At 38.3% G+C, this 19,585-nt stretch carries 18 protein-coding genes; 4 read left to right on the forward strand and 14 right to left on the reverse strand.

Annotated features, from left to right (window positions below):
• Nucleotides 1-8: 8 nt before the first annotated feature.
• Nucleotides 9-986, reverse strand: coding sequence for a polyprenyl synthetase family protein (locus H7U19_RS06165; protein ID WP_186560210.1), 978 nt, complete (start codon nt 984-986; stop codon nt 9-11).
• A 155-nt stretch (nt 987-1,141) separates the two neighbouring features.
• Here H7U19_RS06165 and H7U19_RS06170 point away from each other — a divergent pair, with 155 nt between their 5' ends.
• A complete protein-coding gene (locus H7U19_RS06170) occupies nt 1,142-2,158 on the forward strand; it encodes a T9SS type A sorting domain-containing protein (protein ID WP_186560212.1) in 1,017 nt (338 codons plus the stop codon).
• 138 nt (nt 2,159-2,296) lie between these two features.
• The gene (locus H7U19_RS06175; protein ID WP_186560213.1) at nt 2,297-3,316 is read left to right on the forward strand and encodes a T9SS type A sorting domain-containing protein; all 1,020 of its coding nucleotides are present in this window, start codon (nt 2,297-2,299) and stop codon (nt 3,314-3,316) included.
• A 55-nt stretch (nt 3,317-3,371) separates the two neighbouring features.
• Here H7U19_RS06175 and rlmN read toward each other — a convergent pair whose 3' ends face one another.
• The 9 genes from rlmN to H7U19_RS06220 all read right to left on the reverse strand — a co-directional run bounded on the left by rlmN (nt 3,372) and on the right by H7U19_RS06220 (nt 13,426).
• Nucleotides 3,372-4,412, reverse strand: coding sequence for a dual-specificity RNA methyltransferase RlmN (rlmN, locus tag H7U19_RS06180; protein ID WP_186560221.1), 1,041 nt, complete (start codon nt 4,410-4,412; stop codon nt 3,372-3,374).
• A 207-nt stretch (nt 4,413-4,619) separates the two neighbouring features.
• Complete coding sequence (queA, locus tag H7U19_RS06185) at nt 4,620-5,669, reverse strand: tRNA preQ1(34) S-adenosylmethionine ribosyltransferase-isomerase QueA (RefSeq protein ID WP_186560229.1); 1,050 nt, start codon at nt 5,667-5,669, stop codon at nt 4,620-4,622.
• Between the two features lie 90 nt (nt 5,670-5,759).
• A complete protein-coding gene (locus tag H7U19_RS06190; protein ID WP_186560231.1) occupies nt 5,760-6,983 on the reverse strand; it encodes a 3-phosphoshikimate 1-carboxyvinyltransferase in 1,224 nt (407 codons plus the stop codon).
• Between the two features lie 69 nt (nt 6,984-7,052).
• Nucleotides 7,053-7,379: a nucleotide pyrophosphohydrolase gene (locus tag H7U19_RS06195; RefSeq protein WP_186561505.1), complete on the reverse strand. Its 327-nt coding sequence runs from the start codon at nt 7,377-7,379 to the stop codon at nt 7,053-7,055.
• The gene (locus H7U19_RS06200; RefSeq protein ID WP_186560233.1) at nt 7,379-9,301 is read right to left on the reverse strand and encodes a transglutaminase family protein; all 1,923 of its coding nucleotides are present in this window, start codon (nt 9,299-9,301) and stop codon (nt 7,379-7,381) included. The genes H7U19_RS06195 and H7U19_RS06200 overlap by 1 nt, the downstream gene beginning before the upstream one ends.
• A gap of 2 nt (nt 9,302-9,303) precedes the next feature.
• A complete protein-coding gene (locus tag H7U19_RS06205) occupies nt 9,304-11,214 on the reverse strand; it encodes a DUF3857 domain-containing protein (protein ID WP_186560235.1) in 1,911 nt (636 codons plus the stop codon).
• Between the two features lie 133 nt (nt 11,215-11,347).
• Nucleotides 11,348-11,800: a D-aminoacyl-tRNA deacylase gene (gene dtd, locus H7U19_RS06210; protein WP_186560237.1), complete on the reverse strand. Its 453-nt coding sequence runs from the start codon at nt 11,798-11,800 to the stop codon at nt 11,348-11,350.
• Nucleotides 11,797-12,747: a ribosome small subunit-dependent GTPase A gene (rsgA, locus tag H7U19_RS06215; protein WP_186560246.1), complete on the reverse strand. Its 951-nt coding sequence runs from the start codon at nt 12,745-12,747 to the stop codon at nt 11,797-11,799. The genes dtd and rsgA overlap by 4 nt, the downstream gene beginning before the upstream one ends.
• 43 nt (nt 12,748-12,790) lie before the next feature.
• A complete protein-coding gene (locus tag H7U19_RS06220; RefSeq protein ID WP_186560255.1) occupies nt 12,791-13,426 on the reverse strand; it encodes a carboxypeptidase-like regulatory domain-containing protein in 636 nt (211 codons plus the stop codon).
• A gap of 186 nt (nt 13,427-13,612) precedes the next feature.
• Between H7U19_RS06220 and H7U19_RS06225 the strand changes: the two genes are divergently transcribed.
• Nucleotides 13,613-14,062, forward strand: a complete 450-nt coding sequence (locus H7U19_RS06225; RefSeq protein ID WP_186560257.1) for a hypothetical protein — start codon at nt 13,613-13,615, stop codon at nt 14,060-14,062.
• Between the two features lie 46 nt (nt 14,063-14,108).
• On the opposite strand, the gene H7U19_RS06230 is transcribed toward H7U19_RS06225, so the two are convergent.
• From H7U19_RS06230 to H7U19_RS06245, 4 genes are all read right to left on the reverse strand, one after another.
• Nucleotides 14,109-15,191: a bifunctional 3-deoxy-7-phosphoheptulonate synthase/chorismate mutase type II gene (locus H7U19_RS06230; RefSeq protein WP_186560259.1), complete on the reverse strand. Its 1,083-nt coding sequence runs from the start codon at nt 15,189-15,191 to the stop codon at nt 14,109-14,111.
• Between the two features lie 213 nt (nt 15,192-15,404).
• Nucleotides 15,405-16,256 (reverse strand): prephenate dehydrogenase, encoded by an 852-nt coding sequence (locus H7U19_RS06235; protein WP_186560261.1) that lies wholly within the window; start codon nt 16,254-16,256, stop codon nt 15,405-15,407.
• Nucleotides 16,257-16,430: 174 nt separating this feature from the next.
• The gene (locus H7U19_RS06240; RefSeq protein WP_186560275.1) at nt 16,431-17,576 is read right to left on the reverse strand and encodes a pyridoxal phosphate-dependent aminotransferase; all 1,146 of its coding nucleotides are present in this window, start codon (nt 17,574-17,576) and stop codon (nt 16,431-16,433) included.
• Entirely contained in the window at nt 17,573-18,400 is an 828-nt protein-coding gene (locus H7U19_RS06245) for a prephenate dehydratase (RefSeq protein ID WP_186560277.1), read from the reverse strand. The genes H7U19_RS06240 and H7U19_RS06245 overlap by 4 nt, the downstream gene beginning before the upstream one ends.
• Before the next feature lie 281 nt (nt 18,401-18,681).
• Here H7U19_RS06245 and gldA point away from each other — a divergent pair, with 281 nt between their 5' ends.
• Nucleotides 18,682-19,575, forward strand: coding sequence for a gliding motility-associated ABC transporter ATP-binding subunit GldA (gene gldA, locus H7U19_RS06250; protein WP_186560279.1), 894 nt, complete (start codon nt 18,682-18,684; stop codon nt 19,573-19,575).
• Nucleotides 19,576-19,585: the final 10 nt, after the last annotated feature.

Genomic DNA, 19,585 nt, shown 5'->3' on the forward strand with positions numbered 1-19,585 from the left:
TTGGTCTCCTATTTCTTCCTATCAATCACATAATTTACCATCAATTCCAACGAATTTTTATAGACAGAATCTGGATAACTTTGCAATAATTGGAGTGCCTCTTCCTGAAACCCTTTCATTTTTGAAATGGCATAGTCCAAACCACCATTGTCTTTTACAAAAGCAATGACTTCTTTAACTCGCTTTTTGTCTTTGTTGTGATTCTTTATGGAATTTATGAGCCAGTTTTTATCTTTTTTGCTAACATTATTTAAGACATATATCAAAGGCAAGGTCATTTTTTGCTCTTTGATATCTATACCCGTTGGCTTCCCGATTTCTGTCTCACCATAATCGAACAGATCATCTTTAATCTGGAAGGCCATTCCAATGAGTTCTCCAAATTTCCGCATGGTATCCACATGTTGGGATTCCGGCTTTACGGAAGCGGCGCCAAGGCTACAACAAGCTGCTATTAAAGTCGCTGTTTTTTGACGGATTATGTCATAATACACGGCCTCCGTAATGTCCAGTTTTCGGGCCTTTTCAATTTGAAGTAATTCTCCCTCGCTCATTTCCCTAACAGCAATAGAAATGATTTTTAGCAAGTCGAAATCATTATTGTCAATAGAAAGTAAAAGTCCTTTCGATAAAAGATAATCCCCAATCAACACCGCAATTTTATTCTTCCAAAGTGCATTTACTGAGAAAAAACCACGTCTTCTATTGCTATCATCCACCACATCATCATGCACCAGCGTTGCCGTATGAATCAATTCAATAACCGAAGCCCCACGATAGGTACGTTCACTAACCTCACCTTCGGACACCATTTTAGCCACCAAAAACACAAACATAGGGCGCATTTGCTTCCCCTTTCGGTTTACGATATAATGGGTAATCCGGTTTAAAAGTGCCACTTTGCTAGACATAGAAAGCTGAAACTTTTGTTCAAAAAGTTCCATTTCAAAGGCTATGGGCTGTTTTATTTGCTCTACGATTTTCAAAGCGAAGTACCGTGTTTGATTCGACAAACCTACTAAAAAAGCGGATGAATTCCATAAATAATTTCGCCCCTCTAGCAATTAACATTTTGATTTCCAAATCCTCAATTTTATTTTATATATTGTTACTCTATTAATCCATTCATTCTCTATTGCTTATGAAAAAAATTACTTTATTTACCACCACCCTCTTTCTTTTTTTAAGTTTTAATTTAAATGCCCAATTACTTCAATCCATAGACTTAGAGGGACTTGTTATTGGTGATGTAGGCACGGATATTAACGGTGTTACACCAGGCCAAGACGGCTTGTTTACCCTCACTAATTCTGGAGGAAACTCAGACTTTCAGATTGTTAGTATTGGAGGCGTTATTGGTCAGGCCCTTCAAATTACTGGTTCAGATTCGCCTACAGGCTCAAAGTTTGTTTGGAAGGACGGACTTGGTACCGCTTGGGCATCGCGCACTACAGGAAATGATTACATACAAGTAGAATACAATTTCTATACTGGCAGCGCCACTACAAGTAAAAATGTTGAGGATGTTTTGCTCTATAATAGTGATTATTCCATTCTAATTGCGGGATTACGGTTTATACCCGAGACAAAAGAAATTTTAGGACTGGCCTATTTCGATAATGCTGGAACTCTAGATACGTTCCTATTCAACCTTGCGGCATCTCCCGTGGTTTTGACAGCAGATACTTGGTATCGAGTTGGTTTTGCATTTAATCCTACCAATGGTGAGGTGATTTGGAGAGGTGTCGATTTTTATTCGGGCGTTATGGGAGCCGCAACAGGAGTCGATCCATTTGAGGTAGATTTATCCGTTCTCCCTGGAACCGGAAATGCAGTATCCTCTACCTCCTATTTTGATAATATCAGAGTAAAAGCGGAAGCCACTGAAAACTTGCTTTTAAGCATTGAGGACAACCAGATTTCGAAATCTATTGCGTTGTTTCCAAATCCTGCGAATGATGATATTAATTTAACAATTCCTACGGATGTTAATGTGACCAAAATTGAAGTTACCGATATTAGTGGAAGGACGATTAAGACTATTGGAGAGAAGAACATTAATTCACCGATCAACGTTTCAGACCTAAGTAGCGGTCTCTATCTCTTAAATATTTATTCGCCCATAGGAAAAGCCACAAAAAGGTTTATGAAAAACTAATAGTATTCTTTTAAATTTATAAATAAAAAAAGCTGCATATGCAGCTTTTTCTTTTTAGTGAACCAAGAGCCACGAAATGCCCCCTTATATTATATTTCCTATATTGCACCTCCGAATCAACCTAAAATTATACCACTTATGAAAAAAAATACTTTTTTACTTTCTTTGTTTTCATTTGCCTTTTTAATTTGGAAGGCTAACGCTCAAGTTTTACAATCTGATGACTTTGAAGCACTAACTACTGGAAATGTAGGCACTCATATTAACGGCTCCACAATGGGGCAGGGAGGCTATTATACGCTGACCAGCAATGGACAAAACTCTGATTTTCAAATTGTTGATATCGGAGGTTCTAACTCAAAAGTACTACAGATTACCGGCTCAAACAGCCCTACCAATTCAAAATTTGTCTGGAAAGATGGCCTGGTCGGTAGTTGGGCATCAAGGACATCTGGAAATGATATTCTTGAAATAGAATACGATTTTTATACCGGTGGTATCACCGCAAGTAAAAATGAATCCGGTGTAGATTTCTTCAACACTTCCTTTGTTGTAGTAGCAGGCTTTGTCTTTTACCCGGAGACTAAAATCCTTGCTGGTCGTGCTTATTACAACAAAGCAGGAGATTTAAATACACATGTTATTAAGTTGGGCGCGGGAGATACGGATCTTGTTTTGACAGCCAATACATGGTATAGGGTTGGTTTCTCATTTAACAAATCAACTGGCGAAATAAAATTCAAAGGATCTGGATTTGACGTAAATCAAGCCGGAGATGCCACTGGTACGGATGCAGCAGAGATTGATTTTACGGTCAATCCCGGAAGCAGTAACGCGGTGTCCTCCATAAACTGGTTTGATAATCTTGTTGCAACAGCTAAGGATGCAGGAAGCTTATTGCGCAATGAACTTAATGAAATTAATCAGCCTATTACACTACATCCTAATCCTGCCGATGGTTACCTGAGTCTTACAATAAAAAAAGATATTCAACTATACAGTATTGAAATAAATGATATTAGCGGCAGAACTGTTAAATCCATATCCCATAAAGACCTTAGTAAGCAAATAGACGTCTCAGACTTAAGTAGCGGTTCATACCTTTTGAACATCCAGTCTTCATTAGGAAGAGCCACTAAAAAGTTTATGAAAAAATAGGAAAATTTCAGATTGAGATTACCATAAAAAGAGCTGCGTTCGCAGCTTTTTTTATTTAACTTTTGTTGGCCAATTGCCCACATGCCGCGTCGATATCCTTCCCTCGGCTTCGGCGGATGGTCACGGTTATATGGTTGGCTTCCAAAACATTTTGGTACATTTCAATGGCCCCGGAACGGGCTTGTTGAAACTCGCCATCATCAATAGGGTTATATTCAATTAGGTTGACTTTGCTTGGTGCAAACTTACAGAATTGCACCAAAGCATCCACATCTTTGCGCTGGTCATTGATCCCTCTCCACACTACGTATTCATAGGTAATTCTGTTTTTGGTTTTTGCATACCAATATTCCAGTGCTTCCCTTAAATCCGCCAACGGAAAGGTTTCATTAAATGGCATTATGGAAGTTCGCACTTCGTCTATGGCCGAATGCAAAGAAACAGCCAATTTGAACTTTACGTTATCGTCAGCCATTTTTTTAATCATTTTAGGCACTCCCGAGGTTGAAACCACAATACGTTTTGGTGACATACCCAAACCTTCAGGCGAGGTAATTTTATCAATTGCTTTTAAAACGTTTTTGTAATTCATTAGTGGTTCGCCCATGCCCATAAAAACAATATTACTCAACGATCTATTATGGTACAATCTACTTTCCTTATCAATGGCTACTACCTGATCGTAAATTTCATCTGGATTCAGATTTCGCATACGCTTTAATCGGGCTGTTGCACAGAAGCGACAATCCAAACTACAACCTACTTGACTGGACACGCAGGCAGTGGTTCTGGACGCCGTCGGTATTAATACGGACTCCACCACCATTCCGTCGTGTAAGCGCACGGCGTTTTTAATAGTGCCGTCGCTACTGCGTTGCATGGTATCTACCTGGATATGGTTGATGACAAAATTGTCCTCAAGCATTTGTCGGGTTTGTTTTGAGATATTTGTCATGGCCTCAAAACTATGTGCAGACTTTTGCCAGAGCCATTCGTAAACCTGGTTACCCCGAAAGGCTTTATCTCCCTGACTTACAAAAAAATCCCTTAGTTGTTCTTTGGTTAATGCGCGTATGTCCTTTTTGGAAATGTTCATTATGCCTGCAAAAGTAATGAATGAAACGTCGAATTACGAATTATTAAGCCTGCACGGCGTTAGGGATTGAACGGCATGTTTGAAATCCCCGATCCCGATAGCTATCGGGAGAGGGATTGAGTAGTGAAAGCCCCACCCTCCCGATAGCTATCGGGAGTGGGTAACGCCCAAAAACTAAAAAGCCCTAAATTAACAGGGCTTGCAATGTTATAATATCAGCATAGCGTCGCCATAGCTGTAGAATTTATACTTTTCCTTAACGGCTTCTTCGTAGGCATGTTTTATAAAGTCATGGCCTGCAAATGCCGATGCCATCATCAATAGAGTGGATTTTGGCGTATGAAAATTGGTAATCATGCAATTAGCAATACTAAAATCGTAAGGTGGGAAAATGAATTTATTGGTCCAACCTTCCATCTCGTTTAAGAGACCATTGGAGGACACAGCACTTTCTATGGTACGCATTGCAGTGGTTCCCACGGCACAAACACGTTTTTTGTTCAAAATCCCCTTGTTGATGGTGCTCACCGCTTCAGGGCCGATAAAAATTTCTTCACTATCCATTTTATGTTTGGACAAATCTTCAACTTCAACAGGATTGAAAGTTCCCAAACCTACATGCAAAGTCACTTCTGCAAAATTTACACCTTTGATTTCCAATCGCTTCAAAAGGTGCCTTGAAAAATGCAACCCAGCTGTTGGTGCGGCCACAGCACCTTCGTTTTTGGCAAAAATGGTTTGATATCTATCTTCATCTTCAGGCTCCACCTCTCTTTTGATATACTTTGGCAATGGGGTTTCACCCAATTCCCTCAATTTTTTTCGAAATTCCTGATAAGAACCGTCAAAAAGAAAACGTAAGGTCCGTCCTCGCGAAGTGGTGTTATCAATAACCTCGGCAACAAGATTTTCATCTTCGCCAAAATAGAGTTTGTTTCCAATTCTTATCTTTCTAGCAGGGTCTACCAATACATCCCACAAACGTTGCTCCTCATTGAGTTCCCTTAACAAAAACACTTCAATTCTTGCCCCGGTTTTTTCTTTGTTACCATATAAACGAGCAGGAAACACCTTTGTATTGTTCAATATCATCACGTCATCCTCATCAAAATAATCAATAAGGTCCTTGAACAGTTTGTGCTCAATTTTCTCACCATCTCGGTGCAATACCATTAAGCGGGATTCATCTCTGTTTTCTGAGGGATATTCTGCCAACAACTCGGGCGGTAAGTTAAAACCAAAGTGTGATAATTTCATGGATTAGATGTTTTCTTTAACGTTATAATTTTTCACAAAGTTGCAAATATACAACCTGCGAACTGGGGTTGTCAAGTAATTAAGGGATTATTATTCGGTAATTTTAAATCCGAGGGATTTCAGGTCTTCCCAAAACGCTGGGTAGCTTTTTGAAACCACAGCTGCATCCTCAACCTTTAGAGATTGCTTTATAGCTACAGGTGCAAATGCCATAGCCATTCTATGGTCATGATAGGTACCAATGGACACCATTGGATTAATGTTTTTTGATGCCGCCAAATGCAGTGATTTATCGGTGACTTCAACTTCGCCTCCTAATTTTTCGATTTCAGTTTTAAGAGCTTCCAAACGGTCAGTTTCCTTAATTTTAAGGGTATGCAATCCCATCAAATCACATGGTATGCCCAAAACGAAACAAGTAACCGCAATGGTCTGCGCGATATCAGGGGCATTTTTTAGATTGAGCGATAAGGGCTCCAACGCTTTTGCTTCTTTTCTTAAGATGAGTGTGTTCTCCTTATAGCTAGACGTTACTCCAAAATGTTTATAAATCGTCACCAAACAGGAATCGCCTTGTAATGAGCTTTCTTTATATGACGACAAGTGTATCTCAGTTCCAACTTCACTTATGGCCAATATACTGAAATAATAAGATGCGGAAGACCAATCGGATTCAACGGTCAATGTATTCACTTTTGGTATTTCATTAAAAGGCGATACTTTAATCACATTATCATTAAATGAAGTTTCCACGCCAATTTCATCCAAAAGGCTTAAGGTCATATTGATATATGGCACTGAAGTGATGTCACCTTCCAAAGTCAATTCGATGCCGTTTTCCAATTTTGGAGCAATCAACAACAAAGCCGAAATATACTGACTGCTCACGTTTGCTTTGAGTGACACCTTGTTTTTATCCAGCTTCTTTCCATTAAGTTTTATGGGTGGATAGCCTTCGTTTTCAACATACGAAATATCAGCACCCAATTCGCGCAGGGCATCCACCAAAATTTTGATAGGGCGTTCCTTCATTCGCTTGGAACCCGTCAAAATGGTTTCCCTACCTTCCTGCACGGCAAAATATGCTGTTAAAAAACGCATGGCCGTACCCGCATGGTAGATGTCCACAAGGGTTTCGTTGGAGTTCAACGCCTTAGCCATTAGCTTACTATCGTCCGAGTTTGAAACGTTTCTTAATTCAATTGCAGGAAATAAAGCTTGAAGCAGCAGTAATCTATTGGATTCACTTTTAGAACCTGTTATTGCTATATATGACTTCCTTTGAATTGATGATTTGTGAAGGGTGATATCCATTATAACCTATTAAAAAACGCCTCTAATCCCGATAGCTATCGGGATAGAAGCGTCAAATATAAATATAAATTATTTTAATTTCTGGTTATTGTGATGCCTATCGTGGTCGCGTTTGGCCTTTTTGTCCATCCGTCTATTAAATGCTTCCTGTAAGTCTACACCTGTTTGATTGGCCAAACACAATACTACAAAAAGCACATCCGCCAGCTCTTCCCCCAAGTCTTTGTCCTTATCACTTTCCTTTTCGCTCTGCTCCCCATAACGGCGGGCGATGATTCTTGCAACTTCGCCTACTTCTTCCGTTAATTGAGCCAGGTTGGTCAGCTCGTTAAAGTAACGAACGCCATGCGTATTAATCCAATCGTCAACTATTTTTTGTGCGTTTTTTATGTCCATCATGCTTTTGTAAGTACAACCTGCTCCGCCTCTTTTGTAATCATTTTATGAAATAATTGTTTTAAAAAAGGAAAATCCACAATAGTTATTATTGCTTTATTTATTTCAAAATTAACTAATAATTGTAAACTATCTCCCGTGGGCCTGGTTCTATACACAAACTTACCTAAGTTTTTTGGCATTTTCATAGCAACTGCCTCTGGCTGGGACTCTACAATATATCCGTCTGGGAGTTTGATGTTAATGATATATTTCTGACTGAAAGGCGCACCAAAATCAATAGGGCACTCCCTTTTATCTTGCTTAAAAGGGTTCTCTTCCATCGCAAAAAACATGAATGGGTTAAAAAGTAGTTTATCCCCAACTACGTCCACTGCATTTTCGTAGTAAAAATCAAAAGATTCATTTACAAACCCTTCGTGGTTATTTATGTTTTCTAATTCATATTCTGAGATTTCTATATTCTCCAATGCGGATTCCCTTTCGGCAATAAAAGCCTCCAAATCTCTATTCTTAAATTTCTTTCTCATCTTGAGGGCACTATGTTTTGAGCATCTTGCACTTAAGTGTCCTTCTATGCTTCCGTCTTCATTTAGCTTTGTCTGAACCATATACTGTTCTTTTGATTGCTCAGGTTGCCTAATATCAATTAAGGTCCATCTTTTTTTTGCATTATTTATGTAAATGCCTTTCCAATTATAATCCTTTATTGGAAGAACGTTAATATCACTGAATTCATCAGTAGCATCTAAGAAGTATGTCTCATCCCCAATTTTGGCATAGGCAATTACATAATTTAGCCTGTCCACTGTAGGGAAAAAAGGTATAATATTATCTTTTGTGCTTAAAACAACTGGATTTGCATCTATACCAGCATATCGCAACATGGCTACAAGGGTCAAATTAATATCCGCTACATTACCTTTTTTTTCTTTTAACGCTTTTTTTACACCATTGTAAAAGTATTTACCGTCAATACCATTCCATGTCATATTATCTTTTACGTATTTAAAGAGAAGTTTCATTTTCTCTTCTGGCTGGCTCAATCCTTTTAAGAGTATATCTAAATCATCATCGAATGATCTTGTTTTATCAAGTTTATCTTTATAATCTTCAGAACTACCAATTGTTTTAGCAACATCTGACCAACTAGTAGCATAGGTACGTGGTACTTCTCCTGGTATAATTATTGAAACCAGTTCAAACATTACTCCGGTCCTGTAATTGTCCATATTATCAACGTAGGGTTCTTCTTTTAAAGCTGGAACATTTACCATATTGTATTTAACATTCTTCATGTCAGTACCATGAAAACCAGATTGAGATTTAATAAATAAAAACCCTTTTTGAGTGGCTCTAAAATTAAGCACGTCTGGTGTTCTAAGTTCAGCATCTACTTTCTTTATCGGAATGTCGTACTGAAATTTAAATTCATCGATATTCCAAACAAAAGGCGATGTGATTTTATATTTAAATTCTATAACAGAACCTTCTTTAATATTTGGCATTGTAAAACTGACGCCCCTGTAGTTATAGCTTATTTCCTCATCAAAAATTTGATCTTTATCGAGTTTAGTTTTTACAATCTCCCCTTTTTCAAGATTATAGGTATAGGCTCTTAATCTGGTAAGCATTTCTCTGGTTGAACGTGATTTAAAAAGACTTATTTGTTTGGTGGCATAGTCAAAACCTTCTTTATTGTAAATTTTTATACGTTCGTGCACTTCTGTAATTAAATCGAAATTGCCTGAATAATATGTAAGCCTATTTTTGTAAAGAACGACGGCATTGGCTGATTTATCATGTACATATTCCTTTTCTAGTAATTCATTCATTGTTACCTCTCCAAACTTAATTTCAGTTTGAGATGGCAAAAATTGAGCACATATTAGTAGTAGTGCTAAAGCATAAAATGTTTTCATTTTTAGGTGGTTTTCTTCAGTGCTATTTTCAAATTGTCGTTTCGGGAGATAGATTTTCTAAACATCCTGTAAGCCTTGTATTCAGTCTTAGGGTAATCCCCCTTTTTTATCAATAATTTCCTTGTAACTCTAATTATGTTGTTTTCCTTACTAAAGCTTATCTGATACTCCCCGTATTTATTCGTTATGGTTTGGTTTTCAGGAAGAGCTTCCACTGTGTATCCAGAAGGAATTTTAATTTCAAAAGTATCTTCATCAACATAACCTCTTTGGATTTTAAAGGGCAGTGTTCTATTTCGATATCTATCTGGGACAAAACTATTTCTATTGAATACGTTGGCATTAAAAATAAGTCTGTCTCCTATTTTTGACGCATAATTCCTAGCGTAAACCGTTAAATCTTCTTGAAACTCAACATCATTTTTATCATTCTTGAACTTATAGACTTCTATATCCAAACCATTAACGTATCCCCAAAGCTCCTTATAATATTCTAAAATATCTCTTTCCGATTGATTCTCTAGAAAAAACCTATTATCATATTGGACACCTCTTGTTTTTATTTTCAAAGAAGCTTCCATACTCGTGTCCTCTTTCAAATCTATTTTAGCTGAAATAGATTGGCGATTTATGTCTGCTGGATAAAATTCAGTTTTTATGATTTTGCTATCATCTTCCTTAACGACTAATACTGACCTGTCGTCGGTAAAGTCCCCTATAAAACCAAACGGATGTGTCTGGCTAGTACATTCTAACCATATCTTGTCTTCTTTATCAGGGATGCATAGAATGATATGGTTTCCTTGGGCTAAGGAGGGAAAATCTTCCTCAAAATCTATGATGTCTTGACCGGCCTCTACAATGGTGTAATAGGACTGAACACCAACAAGATTCAAAAGGGCTTGTGTGTAATTAGTAAGGCCTTTACAGTCGCCATATTTAAGCTCATCTACTTCGCTGGCAGCTATGGGCTGAATGCCTCCAATACCTACCTGAACACTAATATATCGCGTGTTATCCTGAACATAGTTATAGACGAGTTTTGCTTTTTTTATGGGATCTTGCACACCTTCAACCAATTTTAGGACAATATTCTTGGTCTCTTCTGAAACTTGGTCTCTTCCATCTAACAAATCACTTTTAATCCAATCTCCCATTTCCTTCCAGTTGCTCGCATTTCCATCCAAACCATTATAATGAAATATTTCTGACATAATTAAAGCACTCGGAACTATTTGAACTAAGGATGGACTTAAATCTTCAGGTCGTAAAGCTTTAATATTCTCAGCGCTATATTGCAATGTATTGGTGCTTTCCTCAAAAGTAACAGAGCTGTAATTTTCAAAGTTTTTTTCTTTATGCTTTAATCCAAGATTTGCGTTATCAGTAATTTTGTAGGTGCTCTTTTCTATACTTACAAAGTAGCCGCCAATGGGATACCAAGACGGAATAGCTGCCGTATTTGGTGTTTTTACTTCGCAAATAAACTCAACCGTGTAAGGATAATTTGTTGGTGTGTATCCCATAAATAAAACTCTAGAGTCTGAATATAAGGTACCGCCATCAACAGCACTGTGATCTATAAAATCCTTCTTCTTAAACTTTTTGATCTGCCTACCTGTTGCGTCATAAATAATAGCATCTATCCCCTTTACTTTTCTATAATTGTCATATCCAACAAAAGCCTCAACATACTTATTCCCTGCTTTATTTAAAACTGTAACTACTCTTTTTTGTGTTACAACCATATTATTTCTGGACTCTATATTTATTATAGATTCATCTAGTCTCACAACCGCGTTGGCGTGTTCTTGTAAACTATTCGGTATAGATGTACTTGAATAAGAAAACTCTTGAGATATGGATTTAACCGTAAATAAAAGACACACTAAAAGTACCATGTTTTTTAGCATAATACGGATATTTTTAAGGTATAAAAGTAGATAAACGTCAATAACTAGTTAATGACAAATGTCATATTAATCTTTTCAAATTAAATAAAACTCGTACAATTAAAATAATGAAATATTGAAAAATCGACAAACGTCACCTTTTATCCTTTGTGTCCATGATAATTGTTACAGGCCCATCGTTAACAAGATTAACCTGCATCATGGCCCCAAATTCACCAGTTTGTACTGGTTTTCCTAAAATACCCTCTAATGTTTGTACAAATGCTTTATACAACGGAATAGCCACATCAGGTTTTGCGGCCTTTATATAGCTGGGTCGATTCCCTTTTTTAGTCAGCGCGTGCAAAGTGAACTGGCTCACAACAATTACTTCACCTCCCACATCCATTAAGGATTTGTTCATTACACCATTGTCATCCCCAAAAACCCTTAGATTTGCTATCTTATTACATAGCCAATCAATATCCTCTTTTGTATCTTCATTAACAATTCCTAAAAGTATTAATAGGCCGTTGCCAATAGAAGCCACCTCCCCATTGTTAATGGTAACGCCTGCTTTTGACACTCTTTGGATCACTACCTTCATTCGTTATCCCAATTATCGGTTCTATAGGTTTCATCATCGCCTTCCAAAATTTGCACGTAACTGCGATACCGCGAAAAGGCAATTTCGTCATTGTCCAAAGCATCTTTTACAGCACATTTTGGTTCCTGTAAATGCAAGCAGTTGTTAAACTTGCAATCCTGTTTTAAAGCAAAAATCTCAGGAAAATAATCACCTACCTCCTCTTTGTCCATATCTACCACTCCAAAACCTTTTATCCCGGGTGTATCAATGATTTTTCCTCCAAAGCTGGTGTCAAACATTTCGGCAAAGGTGGTGGTGTGCTGGCCCTGCATATGCTGGTTTGAAATTTCTTTGGTTTTTAAATCCAAAGAAGGTTCAATGGCATTGACCAAAGTGGATTTCCCAACGCCCGAATGCCCCGAGAACATACTCACCTTATCTCGCATTAAGGATTTTACTTTCTCAACATTTTTTCCCGTTTTTGCCGAAATTCCAATGCATTCATAGCCTATTTTTCGATACACATGGGCTAAATATTTCACTTCTAAAAGGGTTTCCTCATCGTACGTATCAATTTTATTAAAAAGCAAAATGGTTTTAATAGAATACGCTTCGGCCGTTACCAAAAATCGATCTATAAAACTTGTGAAAGTAGGCGGGTTATTAATCGTAACCATCAAAAACACCTGGTCGATATTTGCCGAAATGATATGGGTCTGTTTGGAAAGGTTTACCGATTTCCTAACGATGTAGTTTTTCCTATCGTGAATATTATGAATAATCCCCGAAACCTCATCGTTTTTGGTTTCCAATTCAAAATCCACGACATCACCAACCGCAATAGGGTTAGTGCTTTTGATGTCCTTAATACGAAATTTACCCTTTATGCGACATTGGTAGAACTCCCCCAATTGGGTCTTTACCGTGTACCAGCTTCCTGTAGATTTATAAACGCGTCCTGTCATGCATAATGTTGAAGTACAAAATAACGATATTTAAATCAAAAAATTACTGAATAATTGCTTTTTTGGAGGCGATTTGCTTGCCATTGGCATTCAAATTTATAATGTAGATTCCTGACGAATATTCACTTAAATCCAAGCTCATGGTCTTATCCGAGGGTTTATTTAACAAGCCTTTTATAAATTGACCCGTAATAGTGTATATCTGAATGTCCACCTGCTTAAAATCTTTTAAAAGCTTTAGTTGAAATCTTCCTGTTGTAGAGGGGTTTGGGTAGAGTTTTTCAGTTATCACATCTGATTTGAACCCCATCATATATTCAGATTTGATTACTCCTATACAACAACAAACAGTTCTGCACATGTGGCTTCCATAAGCTGTAATTCTTACTTCGTCCAATGCGATATTTCCATCTAATTTCACCTCCAAATCCTCTTGTTTTCCAACCATTATTTCTTTGGAATCATACCCCAAATAAGTAATAACAAGGGTATCTCTGGGTTTCACAACAATTTGAAAATTGCCTTCTAAATCTGAAGTTGCACCCTTTTGGGAATCTTTTATTATGATATTTGCTCCCGCAAGTGGTCCGTCATTATCAGAAACATTGCCACTAATTTTAGTTTGCGAAAAAAGTACATTGACAACAAGCAGAAAGCTAAGTGTAATGATAGGCTTCATAGTTTAAAAAATTTTGGTTAATACTATAAACCTAAACCAAACCCCAGCAAAATGAAACTTTAATTGAGTGAATGCAACCTTCCGATTAGGGAACTGTCAATAAAAGTACAATGATCAGTTTCATTAACTTTGAAAAGGATGATAAATATCCGCTTCGTTTAATCTTTAGTTTAAAAATACAACACCATGAAAAGAGTAATTTTAGTATTGGCAATTGCCATGTTTAGTTTTATTGAAACCAGTGCCCAAGTTGAATATAAAATCGTTACGAGCGTGGAATCCATTGTACCCAGCGGACTTGGACGTTCACGCTTAATTTCCGCCAGCGTTGATAGGGATTACGAATCGTTTACTTCGGAACAAACCGAAGAAGACAACACCAGAAACAAATCAAAACGAAAGGATATCCGTGTCAAAGACTTTGAGGAAACCAAACTTTTAAATTTCTTCAATTTAGCAGGTATCCGATTTCAAAATATTGCCTCAAATGACGCGCTTGTAAGCTCCAAACTTAGTACTATGGCAGAAGAGGGCTGGGAATTGGCTTTTGTCACCAGCGGTGTGGAAAGCGATAGTGGCAAGGACGATGGCCAGGGTATTTTTATAACTCGCTATATTTTTAAAAGAAACAAATAAGCTACAAACAAAAAGCCCCGCATTGCGGGGCTTTTTAATCGGAAAACTATCCGTTAATAATCTTCTCCTGATGGTTTATGGATTCTTGGTGAATCGCTTTAAACATCTTCAAAATAAAATCCTCGCTCAAGCCATGCTCCTCGCCTTCCAACACCATGCGTCCTAAAATTTCATTCCAACGCTTGCTTTGCAATACAGCAACATTCTTTTGCTTTTTTAGTGCGCCAATACCGTCTGACGCCTTCATGCGTGTGCCCAACAATTCAATAATCTGATTATCCACCACATCAATCTGAGCCCTCAATTTATCCAACGCGGTATTATATTCAGACTCCGCATCGGTTTCCTTTCTAATTTTTAAATCTTTCATAATCTGAACCAAAGTTGCAGGGGTTACTTGCTGTGCCGCGTCACTCCAAGCATTGTCAGGATCAGTGTGTGTTTCAATCATCAACCCGTCAAAATTCAAATCCAACGCCGTTTGTGATACGTCAAAAATCATATCTCGCTTACCGGTGATATGAGATGGGTCATTTATAATCGGTAAATCTGGAAATCTACGTTGTAGTTCAATGGCCAATTGCCATTTCGGTTTGTTTCTATATTTGGTCTTTTCATAAGTGGAAAACCCTCTATGGATCACACCTAGCTTTTTGATATCGGAAGCATACAAACGCTCAATAGCCCCAAGCCACAAAGGTAAATCTGGGTTAACTGGGTTTTTCACCAAAACTATTTTGTCAGTACCTTTTAAGGCATCTGCAATTTCCTGAACAATAAACGGACTCACCGTTGAGCGAGCACCAATCCACAACAAATCAATGTCGTGCTCTAGGGCCAACTTCACATGCGCCGCATTGGCTACTTCTGTTGCAGTTTTCATACCTGTTTCCGCCTTAACCTTCTGTAGCCATTTTAAACCCAAGTGCCCAACGCCCTCAAAATTCCCAGGGCGGGTTCTAGGCTTCCAAATTCCAGCACGGTAATAATTAACGTCCGTGTCCTTCAGCTCATGTGCAATTTTTAAAACCTGCTCCTCGGTTTCTGCGCTACAAGGCCCGGCAATTACCAACGGATGCTCCAATCCTAAGTCATCCAGCCAAGCTCTCATTTCCTTTTTGTTTTCCATTTTTACTTAATATTTAGCTACTTCAGCTATTGCGTTTACTATTTATTTATGTTGTTTTATTCTTCTTTTTTTGGGCGTTACCCACTCCCGATAGCTATCGGGAGGGTCGGGCTTTCCGTTCCAAGTCCTCGCTCCCTCTTTCAGGAGGCGCTGTGGGCTTTCCTCTACAATCCCTAACGCAGATCAACCAGCCAACTTCCTGCTTCCTGCTCCCTATATTATTCCGTTCAAAATATCCTTAATATGATTGGTGTTTTTCATTTCGTCATAAATCGCCCCAAAATCATCATTTTTCATCAGCTCCTTAAAGTGCGTCAAATTGTTGATATATTCCTCTAAAGTTTCAATCACATTGGTTTTATTCTGCTCAAAAATCGGTGTCCACATTTCTGGCGAACTTTTTGCCAAACGCACCGTGGAAGCAAATCCACTGCCTGCCATATCAAAAATATCCCGTTCATTTTTCTCTTTGTCAATCACTGTTTTTCCCAACATAAACGAACTGATGTGTGATAAGTGAGACATGTAGGCAATGTGCCTATCATGCTCCACTGGGTTCATATACCGCATCCGCATCCCGATATCCGTAAACAATTTAAGTGCAGGTTCCTGCAGTTTAAAAGCCGTTTTCTCAACCTCACAAACAATATTGGTTTTACCCTTAAATAATCCTGCTACGGCGGCAGTCGGACCTGAATGCTCGGTTCCCGCGATTGGGTGCATAGCCAAGAAATTCCTTCGTTTCGGGTGGGTTTCAACCACCTTGCAAATATCCGCTTTGGTTGACCCCGCATCTACGACCAATCCAGCATCGGGAATCTTATCCAAAATAGTCGGCAACAATTTCACCGTAGCATCCACGGGAATTGATATAATCACCAAATCGGCATTCTCAATATCATCTAAGGTCGCCTTTTGGTCAATCAGCCCTAATTCCAAAGCAGTCGTTAAGGTAGCATCCTTTCTACTCACACCATGTATCACTGCGTCAGGGCGATGGGTCTTGATATCCAAAGCAAGACTACCACCTATTAAACCTACTCCTATGGCATATATATTCTTCATAAAACAGCCCCTCCTAACCTCCCCAAAGGGAAGGAACTCAACTCAGACGGATTTTTATTCTTTAAAATTCATTATCAATTCAACCTAAACTACTTCTATCTTCATTCTTCATGCTACGTGCTTCAAACTTCTATCTAGACTAAAACTGCCTACTGCCTACTGAACACTGCCAACTTATTTCACTCGTGCCAAAGCTTCTTCTAAAATCTCCGTTGAAGCACACAGCGAAAACCTAATGTACCCTTCGCCCTGGCTACCAAAAATGGTTCCCGGGGTAATAAACACATGATTGTTCTTCAACACTAAATCTATAAACTCTTCAGACTTTAAATATGGCGGCAACTTTGCCCACACAAACATACCAGTGGCATTTTTATCATATGTGCAGTTTAAAGCCTCGGCCATTTGCCATACCAATTCGCGTCGTCTTTTGTAAACACTATTCAAAGTCACAAACCACATTTCCGAACATTTTAAAGCTTCAATAGCGCCTTTTTGAATGCCGTAAAACATTCCAGAATCCATATTGCTTTTTACCTTTAAAATATTGCTGATATGCTCACTATTTCCCAAAACCATACCCACGCGCCATCCGGCCATATTAAAGGTTTTGCTAAGTGAATTCAATTCCAAACACACATCCTTGGCACCTTCAACTCTTAAAATACTTTTTGGATTCTCATTCAGCACAAAACTATAAGGATTGTCATTGACAATCAAAATATTATGGCGCTTGCCAAAAGCTACCAATTCTTCAAAAACGGTTTCAGTCGGTGTTGCCCCTGTTGGCATATGTGGATAATTTACCCACATTAATTTCACCCTACTTAAATCCTTTTGCTCTAAATCCGCGATGTTGGGCATCCAATTATTGGAGGCATCCAAATCATAGGTTACAATTTTAGCACCCACCAATTTCGTAACCGATTGATACGTGGGGTATCCCGGGTTTGGAATCAGCACCTCATCGCCTTCATTGAGATAAGCCATCGAAATATGCATAATACCTTCCTTACTTCCCATTAAAGGCAAAATCTCATTGGCTGCATTCACTTTAACCCCAAAATGCTCTTTATAAAAGGCCACCATTGCCTCGCGCAATTCGGGCAACCCCTGGTAACTTTGGTATTTATGAGCCGTGGCATCGCCTAAACTACCCGAAATAGCATCTATCACTTTCTGCGGTGGTTGCAAATCCGGACTACCAATGCCCAAGTTAATGATAGGCTTTCCGCTCGCAATCAACAAGCCCACCTCTCTCAATTTTCTAGAGAAGTAGTATTCTTCAACCGTATGTAATCGCTTCGCTACTTCAATCATAACTTGGCATTTTTATATTCCCCGAGCAACTTAAAACTCGGGCTCATAATTTCAATTAAAGACTTCGCCTTTAAAAAATCTGCATAAGCGTCAAACGTCACATCCACAAAAAAGGCATATTTCCAAGGTGTTTCAATAATGGGCAAGGACTGAATCTTTGTTAAATTCAACTTACAATCACTCATCACATTCAATATCGTTGCCAAACTCCCGCGCTTATGGTCCGCCTCAAATTTAATCGAAGCCTTATTAATTTCGTTTTCAGGTACTTCGGAATTCGTCCGTTTTACCACCGCAAAACGCGTTTCATTATGTTTTATCGTTTGGATGCTATGCGCCAAAACATCTAGTTCAAAAATTTCGGCCGCCAGCACGCTGGCAATCGCGCCAATATGTTTCAACTTATGTTTTTGAATACGATCTGCAACCTCCGCCGTGTCCTTATCCTCTACTAATTTAATATGCGGATGTCCCCTAAAAAATCTTTTACACTGCAATAACGCCATCGGGTGCGAATACACCTCTTTTATATCTTCAATTCTTTGACCCGGCAGTGCCATTAAATTGTGCTGAATATCCAAATAATGCTCCCCAACGATATGCAAATAATTGTTATCAATCATCGCATAATTAGGAATAATCGAGCCCGCAATAGAATTTTCCAAAGCCATAATGGCCGCATCGCACTCACCGTTAATAAGTGCTTCCACAACCCTGTCAAAAGTCATACACTCAATAATATCCACAGGTTTTTCAAAAAATTCCCGAGATACGATGTGGTGAAAACTCCCTTTAACTCCCTGTATGGCTACCGTATTAATCATAAAAAAAGTCTCGATTTTCATCGAGACTTGCATTAAAATATATTGTTACTATTTATACACACAACGTCTCGATTTCTTTCCCAAAAAAGAAATAAAAAAAGCTAAAGTATGTATAAAATGTTGTCGTTCTCATAATTACGTCGGCTAAAGTAATTAATATTTCAAGAAATCAAAGCACTCCAAAACGTTTTTTTTGACTTTTTAAAAAAGATTTAAAGAATTTACAGCAAAATTAGAATTGCATTATAGAATCGCTATTTTTGACAAAACAAATCAATCAAATGTCTATTGAAGTCAATGGTGTTTCCAAATTGTACGGCAATCAAAAAGCCCTAAACAACATTTCATTCAACGTGGCACAACCTGAAATTGTAGGCTTTTTAGGCCCCAACGGCGCGGGCAAGTCCACTATGATGAAAATTTTGACCACTTACATCCAGCCCACCTCGGGCAATGTAAAAGTGAATGGTTTTGGTACCGATCAACGCCAAGATATTCAAAAAAGTGTGGGATATCTGCCCGAACACAACCCTTTATATTTAGACATGTACATAAAGGAGTATTTAGCTTTTAATGCGGGCATTTACAAAATAGACAATGCAAGAATTGCCGAAGTCATCGAAATGACGGGATTAACGCCCGAAATCCACAAAAAGATAGGCCAACTCTCCAAAGGCTATCGCCAGCGAGTAGGTTTAGCAAGCGCTTTATTACATGACCCGGAAGTTCTAATTCTGGATGAACCCACAACGGGATTGGACCCCAATCAATTAATTGATATCAGGAACCTTATCAAATCCATCGGCAAAACCAAAACCGTTTTCCTGTCCACGCATATTATGCAGGAAGTGGAAGCCATGTGCGATAGGGTTATCATTATCAATAAAGGTGAGATTGTTGCCGATAAAAAACTGAAAGACCTTCGCAACGAAAAAGTCCAAACCGTAATTGTGGAATTTGATTACCGTGTGGAGGATGCCTTTCTTTTAAAGCTCCCAAAAGTTGAAAAAGTGGTAAACACCTATGATTTTGTTTACGAAATTACATTTAAGACCTCCGAAGACATGCGCTCCTATGTGTTCGATTTTGCGCACGATAATCAATTAAAGATTTTACAACTCAATCAAAAAAATGCGAGTTTGGAGTCACTTTTTAGAGAATTGACATCAAAATAATTTGGACTAC

The organism is Hyunsoonleella aquatilis (genome assembly GCF_014270105.1).
GTDB lineage: Bacteria > Bacteroidota > Bacteroidia > Flavobacteriales > Flavobacteriaceae > Jejuia > Jejuia aquatilis.

What these genes read in the sequence shown, in the direction of transcription:
- H7U19_RS06220 (WP_186560255.1), bottom strand. Translation starts at nt 13,426, where the DNA reads ATGAAGCCTATCATTACACTTAGCTTTCTGCTTGTTGTCAATGTACTT.
- H7U19_RS06190 (WP_186560231.1), bottom strand. Translation starts at nt 6,983, where the DNA reads ATGGATATCACCCTTCACAAATCATCAATTCAAAGGAAGTCATATATA.
- H7U19_RS06175 (WP_186560213.1), top strand. Translation starts at nt 2,297, where the DNA reads ATGAAAAAAAATACTTTTTTACTTTCTTTGTTTTCATTTGCCTTTTTA.
- dtd (WP_186560237.1), bottom strand. Translation starts at nt 11,800, where the DNA reads ATGAAGGTAGTGATCCAAAGAGTGTCAAAAGCAGGCGTTACCATTAAC.
- H7U19_RS06230 (WP_186560259.1), bottom strand. Translation starts at nt 15,191, where the DNA reads ATGGAAAACAAAAAGGAAATGAGAGCTTGGCTGGATGACTTAGGATTG.
- queA (WP_186560229.1), bottom strand. Translation starts at nt 5,669, where the DNA reads ATGAAATTATCACACTTTGGTTTTAACTTACCGCCCGAGTTGTTGGCA.
- H7U19_RS06225 (WP_186560257.1), top strand. Translation starts at nt 13,613, where the DNA reads ATGAAAAGAGTAATTTTAGTATTGGCAATTGCCATGTTTAGTTTTATT.
- H7U19_RS06240 (WP_186560275.1), bottom strand. Translation starts at nt 17,576, where the DNA reads ATGATTGAAGTAGCGAAGCGATTACATACGGTTGAAGAATACTACTTC.
- H7U19_RS06235 (WP_186560261.1), bottom strand. Translation starts at nt 16,256, where the DNA reads ATGAAGAATATATATGCCATAGGAGTAGGTTTAATAGGTGGTAGTCTT.
- gldA (WP_186560279.1), top strand. Translation starts at nt 18,682, where the DNA reads ATGTCTATTGAAGTCAATGGTGTTTCCAAATTGTACGGCAATCAAAAA.
- H7U19_RS06195 (WP_186561505.1), bottom strand. Translation starts at nt 7,379, where the DNA reads ATGGACATAAAAAACGCACAAAAAATAGTTGACGATTGGATTAATACG.
- H7U19_RS06200 (WP_186560233.1), bottom strand. Translation starts at nt 9,301, where the DNA reads ATGAAAACATTTTATGCTTTAGCACTACTACTAATATGTGCTCAATTT.
- rlmN (WP_186560221.1), bottom strand. Translation starts at nt 4,412, where the DNA reads ATGAACATTTCCAAAAAGGACATACGCGCATTAACCAAAGAACAACTA.
- H7U19_RS06245 (WP_186560277.1), bottom strand. Translation starts at nt 18,400, where the DNA reads ATGATTAATACGGTAGCCATACAGGGAGTTAAAGGGAGTTTTCACCAC.
- H7U19_RS06170 (WP_186560212.1), top strand. Translation starts at nt 1,142, where the DNA reads ATGAAAAAAATTACTTTATTTACCACCACCCTCTTTCTTTTTTTAAGT.
- H7U19_RS06205 (WP_186560235.1), bottom strand. Translation starts at nt 11,214, where the DNA reads ATGCTAAAAAACATGGTACTTTTAGTGTGTCTTTTATTTACGGTTAAA.
- rsgA (WP_186560246.1), bottom strand. Translation starts at nt 12,747, where the DNA reads ATGACAGGACGCGTTTATAAATCTACAGGAAGCTGGTACACGGTAAAG.